This is a genomic window from Mesorhizobium sp. M7A.F.Ca.CA.004.12.1.1, from assembly GCF_003997835.1.
GTDB lineage: Bacteria > Pseudomonadota > Alphaproteobacteria > Rhizobiales > Rhizobiaceae > Mesorhizobium.
Map to the genome: position 1 here is coordinate 1 of NZ_RZRK01000165.1, position 9,603 is coordinate 9,603.

Annotated in this window: 10 protein-coding genes; 8 read left to right on the top strand and 2 right to left on the bottom strand. The window is 63.5% G+C overall.

Annotated features, from left to right (window positions below; genetic code table 11):
* From EN984_RS11365 to EN984_RS11385, 5 genes are all read left to right on the top strand, one after another.
* Positions 1-1,325: extracellular solute-binding protein (locus EN984_RS11365; protein ID WP_127383742.1), on the top strand; the 1,325-nt coding region annotated here is incomplete at its 5' end.
* Positions 1,326-1,435: 110 nt separating this feature from the next.
* Positions 1,436-2,374, top strand: a complete 939-nt coding sequence (locus tag EN984_RS11370; RefSeq protein WP_127271269.1) for a sugar phosphate isomerase/epimerase — start codon at positions 1,436-1,438, stop codon at positions 2,372-2,374.
* Entirely contained in the window at positions 2,371-3,306 is a 936-nt protein-coding gene (locus EN984_RS11375; RefSeq protein WP_127267629.1) for a sugar ABC transporter permease, read from the top strand. Before EN984_RS11370 ends, EN984_RS11375 begins: the two co-directional genes overlap by 4 nt.
* Positions 3,306-4,214, top strand: coding sequence for a carbohydrate ABC transporter permease (locus tag EN984_RS11380; protein WP_127267630.1), 909 nt, complete (start codon positions 3,306-3,308; stop codon positions 4,212-4,214). The genes EN984_RS11375 and EN984_RS11380 overlap by 1 nt, the downstream gene beginning before the upstream one ends.
* A 1-nt stretch (position 4,215) precedes the next feature.
* Positions 4,216-5,286 (top strand): Gfo/Idh/MocA family oxidoreductase, encoded by a 1,071-nt coding sequence (locus EN984_RS11385; RefSeq protein WP_127267631.1) that lies wholly within the window; start codon positions 4,216-4,218, stop codon positions 5,284-5,286.
* Here EN984_RS11385 and EN984_RS11390 read toward each other — a convergent pair.
* Entirely contained in the window at positions 5,283-6,089 is an 807-nt protein-coding gene (locus EN984_RS11390) for an SDR family NAD(P)-dependent oxidoreductase (protein WP_127267632.1), read from the bottom strand. The two genes, EN984_RS11385 and EN984_RS11390, sit on opposite strands and share 4 nt — an antisense overlap.
* Entirely contained in the window at positions 6,086-6,940 is an 855-nt protein-coding gene (locus EN984_RS11395; RefSeq protein ID WP_127267633.1) for an NAD(P)-dependent oxidoreductase, read from the bottom strand. Before EN984_RS11395 ends, EN984_RS11390 begins: the two co-directional genes overlap by 4 nt.
* A 232-nt stretch (positions 6,941-7,172) precedes the next feature.
* On the opposite strand from EN984_RS11395, the gene EN984_RS11400 reads away from it, so the two are divergent.
* The 3 genes from EN984_RS11400 to EN984_RS11410 form a co-directional block, all read left to right on the top strand.
* The gene (locus EN984_RS11400; RefSeq protein ID WP_127267634.1) at positions 7,173-7,817 is read left to right on the top strand and encodes an isochorismatase family cysteine hydrolase; all 645 of its coding nucleotides are present in this window, start codon (positions 7,173-7,175) and stop codon (positions 7,815-7,817) included.
* 48 nt (positions 7,818-7,865) lie between these two features.
* Positions 7,866-8,408, top strand: a complete 543-nt coding sequence (locus EN984_RS11405; protein WP_127267635.1) for a MarR family winged helix-turn-helix transcriptional regulator — start codon at positions 7,866-7,868, stop codon at positions 8,406-8,408.
* Positions 8,409-8,452: 44 nt separating this feature from the next.
* Positions 8,453-9,603: amidohydrolase family protein (locus tag EN984_RS11410; protein ID WP_127383743.1), on the top strand; the 1,151-nt coding region annotated here is incomplete at its 3' end.

Here is a 9,603-nt window from a genome sequence, read left to right on the forward strand (position 1 = left end):
GTCCTAAACAACGTCCCGCCGCTCCCATCCTCGCCACCGCACTGCTAGGTCTCGGCCTGATCACAGTGCCCGGCATCGGCCACGCCGACGGGATCACGCTCAAGATTTTCGGCGGCTCGGCGCTCGACGAACTCGCGCCGCGTCAACCGCCGGACGAGCAAAAGAAAATCCAGCAACAGGTCATCGACGGCTTCCTCAAGGCCAACCCCGACGTCGCCGCCGTCGAATGGGATGCCCAGGGGCCGCAAACCGATTCCATTCAGCGCGTGATGACCGCAAAACTTGCAAACCAGGAAATGGACCTGATCGCCTGCCCGGCCTTCTACACCAATGGCGCCTATGTCAGGCGCAAACTGGTGATGCCGATTGCCGACAAGATCAAGCCGTTCCAGGACAGGATCGACGCCGCTGCACTTGGCGCCTTCACGGTCAACGGCCAAGTCTACGGCGTGCCGATCTCGACGCTGTCGACATCGACGATCTTCTACAATGTCGATCTCTTTCAGAAGCTCGCCATTCCTGTCCCGCCAACCTATGACGACCTGAAGGCAGCCGTGCCGAAGTTCAAGACCGAGGGCGTGATCCCTCTGCTGCATCAGGGCTCGAACACCGTGATGTGGCCGATGTGGTACTTCGAGACCTTCTCGCAGGCCTCGGGCGACCCGGTCGGCAAGACGCAGAAGAACCTCGAGGGTACGGCCAAGTTCACCGACGCGCCCGATGTCGAGGGCTTCAAGCTGATCAAGCAATGGGTCGATGATGGCATCCTTTCCAAGGATTCGCTTTCCGTCGACCAGGACGGCATGCGTGCGGCGTTCGCCGCCGGCAAGAGCGCCATGTATTATGGCGGCACCTGGGAAATCCCGTCGCTCCAGTCGAGCGTCAAGGACTTCAAATGGGGCGTCTTCGCCTTTCCGAAAATGGACGGAACGCCGGGAGCGCCCGGCCATGGCGGCGGTGCCGACAACGGCATGTGCGTCGCCTCCTCGATCCCGCCCGAGAAGCTCGATGCCGCGGTCAAATTCATCGAATATCTGACACGGCCTGAAGTCGCGACGCTCTACCTCGCGCCGGAACAGCCGATCGCGGCCTCGATCAAGGGCGTGCCGCAGGTCGACGATGCCTATGCCGTCGAATTGCGCAAGCAAGCCTTCCCGAACACGATCAAGTTCCTCGACTGGATCTGGCCCTCGGAGGTCGCGAGCGCCACGTCTTCGGCAATCGCCGGCATCGTCGGCGGCACCACGACGCCCGAAGACGCCGCCGCATCGATCCAGACCATCTTCGATGACCTCAAGGCCCAGGGCAGCTGGCCGCCCAAATGAGGCCCTGAAGTAGCGCCTGCAAGCGAGCGCCCATCCAGCCGGGCTGATGTGCCAGGCAAGAAAAACAGAGGCTGCCTGCTTCGGGCAGCCTCGCCCATCGGAGAAAACACATGATGACACATCGCGCCGAACGGCAGCGCTTCTCGATCGGCTATCATCTGAACAGCTGGGACCTGACCGGCCTTCCGCTCAGGCCGGCCATCAAGTTTCTCGCCGACCAGGGCTTCGGCTGGTTCGAGATCCTCGCCTTCACCAGCCTGTCGGACCAGTACGCCCGCAAATACATGCAGCTCGGCAACCAGGCGCCGATGGGAGTGACCACCGACACCGACATCTTGCGGCGCTATGCGCTGCTGTCGGAAGGCCAGAGCGAGTATGGCATCAAGCTCTCCTCCTTCTACGTCAATGCGATCTTCACCAACCCTGTCGCCTGGCCTTATGAACGTGACGTGCTCGTCGCGCTGGCCAGGATGTTGAAGGGCTTCGGCTCACCGGTGCTGGTTCTCGGCGGCGGTCCCTCGGAAGCCGCTGCCGGGGCGCACACGGCCGACGACTACCGCGCCTTTTGCCGGGCGCTCGAGGATATCGGCAGGCGGACAAAGGACCTTGGCATCGAGACGGTCTATCACCCGCACCTCGACACCTTCATCGAGCGCCGCGACCAGCTCGACCGCATGATGGATGAACTGGATACCGACCTGGCCGGCCTGTGCATCGATCCGGCGCATCTTGCCCACACCAATTCCGATCCGGTCGACGCGGTCAGGACCTACATTTCCGCCGTGCGCTACATGCATTTCAAGGACACCAGGGTCGATCCGGCGTTGAAGGGCTATGACCGCTATGGCGCTTTCTGCGAGCTCGGCGCCGGGGTCGTCGATCTCGCTGGCATCGTCGACGTCCTGCTGGATGCAAACTACGATGGCCTCGCCATCATCGAGCTGGATGCGTCCAAGAAAACGGCAGAGCAAAGCACGCTCGAGAGCATCGCCTATGTCAGGGACACGCTCGGGCTGGTGCTGACCCCGCAAGGCGCGAAGGCCACATGAGCACGCGACCGCAAGAGGAGGCTCCTGTTTCGAGCCGATCCGGCACCTGGCGCTTCAATGCCGGGGACGGGGCGGTCGCATTCGTCATGATCCTGCCCGCCGCGATCCTCTTCGGTCTTTTCTACCTCTGGCCGTTCGTCAACGGCTTCTGGCTCAGCCTGCACAATTGGGACGGGTTTTCCGACCCGACCTGGGCAGGTATTTCCAACTACAAGCGCCTCGTGCACGATCGCATTTTCCTCGGTGCGCTGCGCAACAATTTGATTTTCGTCGTTGCCGTCGTGGTCCTGAAGAACGCGCTCGGCCTCGGGCTGGCGCTGCTTCTGAACCGGGCGCTGCTTGGCCGCGCCTTCTTCCGCGCCGCCGCTTTCGTCCCGGTGACGATGTCCTTCGTTGCCGTCGGCCTGCTCTGGTCCTGGATCTACAATCCCGTCTTCGGCCTGCTCAACAGCGGGCTCGATCTCATTGGCCTCGCCGGGCTGAAACGATCATGGCTCGGCGACGCCGACATCGCGCTCTACTCGATCATCGTCGTCGATGTCTGGAAATGGCTCGGCTTCCATGCCGTCATCTATCTGGCCGGGCTGCAGACGATCCCCTCGGAACTTTATGAATCCGCGAAAATGGACGGCGCCGGCCCCTTGCAGCGTTTCCGGCACGTCACCGTTCCGATGATGATGCCGATCATCTTCATCAACACCATCCTCGGCCTTTCCGGCGCCTTCGTGCGCAATTTCGACATCGTCTATGTCCTGACCAAGGGCGGCCCGAACCACGCCACCGAAGTGGTGCTCACCTACATGATGAGCAAGGCCTTCCAGGACGGCGCCATGAGCTACGCCGCGGCGATCGGCTATGTGCTGTTCATGATCGTCGGGCTGGCCAGTGTCGGCCTGCTGGCCCTGATGCGCAGGCAAAGGCTCGACGTCTGATGAGAGCAGCCGCCAACCCTCCAATTTCGCTGGACGATGGCGCCGCCGGCTCTCGCCGTCGCGGGCTCATGCAGCGCCTCGGCATGCGCGGCATCCTCGAACTTGGCGGCATCTATGCCGCGCTCGTCCTCGTGCTCTTCGAGACCGTTTATCCGCTGCTTTGGGTGCTGTTCGGTTCGCTCAAGACCAAGCAGGAAATGCTCAGCAATGTCTGGGGTCCGCCATCGAGCCTGGTGCTGCAGAACTATGCCGATGCCTGGCGGATCGCCGGCATGGGATCGCGCATCGTCAACAGCATCTTCGTCACCGGCTCGGCATTGATCATTCTGGTGGCCGTCGCGACGCCGTGCGCCTATGCGGTGGCGCGTCTTCGTTTCCCCGGACGCGGTCTTGTGGTCGCAGTCGCGGTTGCGGCCATGCTGGTGCCGCCGCAGGTGATGGCCATTCCGCTGTTCCTGGTGGCGCGCGATCTCGGCCTGATAAACAGCCGGCTCGGCATTGCCTTCATCTATGCCGCGACGTCGCTGCCGCTTTCGGTCTTCATCCTACGCAGCTTCTTCATCACATTGCCGGCCGACCTCGAAGATGCCGCGCGCATCGATGGCGCCAGCCGGCTCGAGATCCTGATCCACATCATGCTGCCCCTGGTGCGGCCGGGCGTTGCGCTGATCCTCATCTTCGGCTTCATCGAGATCTGGAATGATTTCTTCCTGGCCTTCCTGCTGTTGCGCGACCCTTCGGTGCAGACCATCCCGCTTGGACTGGTCAGCTTCTTCCAGCAATACGACTCGCTCTGGACGCTCTATTTCGCCGCGTTGACGATCACGACACTGCCGGTGATCGTCGTCTTTGTCGCCATGCAACGGCAGTTCATCGCCGGCCTGACAGCCGGCGCCGTGAAGGGTTGACATGCAGGATCGCGTTATTGGCGTCGGCGTCATCGGCTGCGGCGAGATCGCCCAGCTGATGCACTTGCCTTATCTGATGGAATTGCCGGCGTTTCGCATCGCCGCCTTGTGCGACATCTCTCCCGGCACGGCCGACAAGGTCGCGGAACATTATGGCGTCACTGCCAGATATACCGACCATCGCGCGCTGCTTGCCGACCCGAATGTCGATGCGGTCGTGATCTGCACCTACGATCATGGCGAGATGGTTGCCGATGCAATCCGCGCCGGCAAGCACCTGATCGTCGAGAAGCCGCTTGCCTTCACGCCGCAGGAGGCGCGCCCGCTGGTCGAGCAGGCCGAGCGGAGCGGCCTCGTCGCCCTTGTCGGCTACATGAAATTCTATGATCCCGGCTATGAGACCGGGCTGGAGCGCATCGCCGCCATCGGCCGGCCGAAGTCGATCCATGTCCACGATTTCGCCGGCCGCTTCGACCGTTATGGCCAACTCTACACGCAGACCAGGGTCACCGACGTGCCGGCCGATGTGTTGGCGGCGGGGCGCGAAACGGTCGCTCGGCGCATCGAGGCGGCGCTCGGTGTGGACCATGCCGGCTATCGCGATCTCTATCTTGTACTGCTCAGCCTCGCCAGCCACGACCTTGCCGTCATGCGCGGTGCTTTCGGCACACCCGACCGCGTCGTCCATGCACAGCAGACCGGCCCGAACCAGTTGCTGGCCGTGCTCGACTATGGCGGCGTCCCTTGCCTCTTCGACATGGCACTTGCCCAGTATGAATGGTGGGACGAGTGGATCCATGTGCATGGCGAGCGCGACGAGGTGCGGATCGAATTCCAGAACCCCTATTTCCGCAATGCCTCGGCGACTGTCCGGCTACGTGAAACGACAGGCGAGGCTGCATCCGAACGCGTTCTGCCTGGCGTTCCTGATACGTCGTTCCGCCGCGAGTGGCTGCATTTCGCCGATTGCATCCTTGCCGGCGCGAAACCGCGCACGCCGCTTTCGGGCGGGCTCGCCGATCTCGATCTTGCCATCCGGATTATCCAGGCAATGCCGCCGAAAAGACTTTAGCGAAATTTCGGAAACGCGCCGCCATCAGGGGCATTGGCCCAGCTCTGCAAGGTCTGGCCGCCGTCGATCAGCCAATCCACGCCTGTGACGTGCTTCGCCTCGTCGGAGGCCAGGAAAGCCACGGCGGCCGCGACATCGTCCGGCTGGCCGATGCGGCGCAACGGAATGCGGTCGGCGAAATGCTGAACGCTGCTCTTGAATTCGCCGTTGCCGGAAGCTGGCACGCCAAGCGTCGTCTCGATCACGCCGGGGCAGATGGCATTGACGCGTATGCCATAGGGCGCGGCATCGAGCGCCGCGACCCGCGTCAGGCCGACCACGCCGTGTTTGGAAGCGACATAGCCAGCTCCCCCCGAAAGGACGTCCCAACCGGCCATGGACGAGCCCATGTTGACGATCGAGCCACCGGTCCCGGCCTTGATCATCGCCCGAAGCGAAGCCTGCAGCACGAGGAAGATGCCGCGCAGATTGATGCGGATGGTCGTATCCCAGTCCTCGACCGGCAGGTCGTGAACGGGAGCGACGACGCCGGAAATGCCGGCATTGTTGAACACCACGTCGAGGCCGCCGAACGTCTCGACGGTCGCCTCGACGGCGCGCCGCACATCCGCTTCGTCGGTGACGTCGGCTTCGATGGCAATGGCGTTTTCACCCAGTGAGCGAGCCAGTTGCTGCGCCGCCGCGCCATTGCGGTCGACAATGGCGACCCGCGCGCCTTCGTCAAGGAAACGCCGCACCGCTGCGCTGCCGATCGCGCCGGCGCCGCCGGTGACGAGAACATTCTGTTTTTCGAACCGTTTCATTGTCCGGCCTCCGGCTTCGGATAGGAACGCCACGAATGGCTTGGCTCGAAGCCGATCGTTTCGCGCGCATGGATCGTGTCGAGCACGGCGCCGAAACCGGCGATCGGCCGTGACAGGGGGACATCAGGGTAGACCCGGCGCACGAGCGCTTCGGTTTCCTCTTCCATGAATGTGTCGGCGGCGCTCAGGACGACGCGCAGATGGCCGTCGCCTTGCCATTCAAGCGCCCGCAGGAAGCCCTGCCCGGCGTCGCGCGCATCGAGATAGGCCCACAGGTCGCGGGCACTGTCGGCAGTGGCGCGGCGCGGCCCGACGCCCTCGAAAAAAGAACCCGGCGTCTGGATCCACGGCATGCGGATACTGACCGCCGAAAAGGCGCCGCGGCGCACCGCCGCGTCGACGATTTCCTCGCCCAGCCATTTCGACAGGCCGTACGGGTCCTGCGCGCCGACCGGATGGTTCAGGTCGACCGGCAGATAGGGCGGTCGAACAGGTTTCTCGAAAAAGGGATAGCCGAAAACGCTGAAGGACGAGGCATAGACGAAGCGCCTGGCGCCGGCCATGGCAGCTGCCTCGACCACATTGTAGGCGGTCGCGATGTTGGTCTTGAACACCTCGCCGCCGGCCCGGCCGGTCGGCCGCGGAATGGCCGCGACATGCACAACCGCATCGCAGTCGCGCACCAGCTGCAGCGTCGATCCCAGATCGGTCAAATCGGCGGTTGCGTGGCGCCATGCGACCTCACCCGGCACCACGGTATCGACACCAAGCACATCGTGGCCGGCCGCAACCAGAGCCTCGGCCACATGGCAGCCAAGCAGGCCACTGGCTCCGGTGACGATGGTTTTCATATCTCGGCCTCGGCTCCACAATTCAGCGGCTTGAATATCGTTGATGGTCGTACAAATCGAGCACATGCCTGACAAGCGTTGTCAAGGCCATTTCGCGATGGACAAATAGCGCATACGCTTGTCGGAGCGCGGTGCGCAAGGCCGACCAGCACGCTTTGCGTCGAACGGGATTGACTTGGCATCCACTAGGGTTTTTTGTATGAGCATCAACGATCGGTCAAAGGAGCTCGCCATGTCCGTGGACAGTTTTTCCTCACATCGGCACGATGACGCGGTGCGTCTCGATCCACGCCGTGCAGCCGTTGTCGTCATCGATATGATCAATGAATTCTGCAAGCCCGGCGGGGCCATGGTCCTGCCTGGGTACGAGACGCTGGTCGGGCCGCAACTGGCCGTGATCGAGGCCGCGCGCGCCGCCGGCGTGCCGGTGATCTGGGTCCATGACAGCCACCGGCCGGGCATGCGACGCGAGCGCGAATGGCTGAAGCGCACGCCGCATTGCCTGGACGGAAGCTGGGGGCCGGAGATCATCGAGGATCTCGGCGCCCGCGATGATGAGATCCATGTGATCAAGCGGCGCTACTCGGCCTTCTTCCAAACCGACCTCGACCTGACGCTGAAAGACATGCAGATCGATCAGTTGATCATCTTCGGCGTGGTCACCAATATCTGTGTGCGCTCGACCGTCCACGATGCCTTTTTCGAGGGCTATGAGGTGGTGGTGCCAAGCGATTGCTGCGCGGCGACGGGACCACGCGAGCAGGAAAGCTCGCTGTATGACATAGCGACCCATTTCGGCGTGGTCAGCGATTCGGCTGATGTCGTCGCAGCCCTCCGCGACGGGACATCGCTTCAACCAGCGAGGGTTGCGGCTTGAGCTTTTTCCGGCCGGCGACATCCAAGACAGCGGCGATAGGAGTCCGGTGTGACGACTGAAAAGAAACCGCAATCCAAAAAAGGCGAAACGCCGGGAGGCGATGCACCCCTGAGCCGCGAGCAGGTGCTGCAGCAGTACGCCGGGACCGGCTATGAACTGGACCGCCACCCGGCGCACGTCATCCGCCGGGCGCATCAGCGCGCGACGTTGCGCTTCCAGCAGGTCATGGCCGGCGAAGACCTTTCGCCAACGCAATTCGCGGCGCTCGCCACGATCCTCAAGCATGGCGAAGTTTCGCAGAACCATCTCGGCCGGCTGACGGCGATGGACCCATCGACCATCAGCATCGTCATGCGCAAACTGCTCAAACACGGGCTGATCACGCGCAGCGCCTCCGAAACCGACCAACGCCTGACGATGATCGCGCTGACCAGCAAAGGGACCGACTATACGCTGGAGCGGCTCGAACGCAGCGTCGAGGTCGGGCGGCGGTTCCTGTCGCCGCTCTCACCGGCCGAGCAGGCGACGCTGCTTCGCCTGCTCCAGCGCATCAACGACGACGACCCATCGACTGGCGACGGCGGCAAATAAGCTGCGTCCAGTCCTTTTTTCCATAACAGCAAAAGTGAGAACCGATGTCGTCCGACCTCCAGTCGTCTGCCAACACGCTCGTCGTCCGCAATATCGGTCTCATGCTGAGTGGCGATCTAGCACAACCGATCATCGACGCCGACACCATCGTCGTGACCGATGGACGCATATCAGGCATTGGCAAGGCAGGCGACATTGATGGCGGCAGCGCGGCGACGGTCATCGATGCGATGGGCTGCGCGGTCGCGCCGGGTCTTATCGACAACCACGCCCATCCGGTGGCCGGCGACTGGACGCCTCGGCAGAACCAGATCGGCTGGATGGATTCGACCGTGCATGGCGGCGTCACCACCATGATCTCGGCGGGGGAAGTCCACACGCCGGGCCGACCGCGCGACCTGGTCGGGCTGAAGGCGCTGGCGATCGCTGCCCAACGCACCTTCTCCAACTTCCGTCCGAACGGCATGAAGATCCTGGCCGGGGCACCGATCCTGGAACCCGGCCTTACCGAGGAAGACTTCCGCAGTCTCGCCGAGGCCGGCGTGACGCTTGTCGGCGAGGTCGGGCTTGGCGGCGTCAAGGATGGGCCGACCGGCCGGCAGATGATCGCCTGGGCGCGCAAATACGGCATGACCTCGATGACCCACACGGGCGGCCCGTCGCTGCCCGGCTCCGGCCGCATCGGCGCGGATGTCGTGCTGGAGGTCGACGCCGACATCGTCGCCCACGTCAATGGCGGGCCAACCGCCCTGCCCGACGCGGAAATACGGCAGATCTGCGAGAAGGGCTCGAGGGCGCTTGAAATCGTCCATAACGGCAATTTGCGCACCGGACTGTTCGTGCTCGATCTGGCAAGGCAGCGCGGCGAACTTTCGCGCGTCATCCTCGGCACCGACAGCCCGGCCGGATCCGGCGTGCAGCCGCTCGGCATCCTGCGGACGCTCACCATGCTGGCTTCGCTGGGCGGCATCGCGCCGGAAGTGGCGTTCTGTCTTGCCAGCGGCAACACGGCGCGCGTGCGCAGACTGGACGATCGCGGTTTGATCGAGGTCGGTCGCGCCGCCGACCTGATCTTCATGGATCAGGCGATCGGCGGCGCCGGCGACGGGCTGCTCGACAGCGTGGCGCTCGGCAATCTTCCAGGCATTGGAATGGTCGTCATCGACGGCGTGGTGCGGACCGGCCGGAGCAGAAA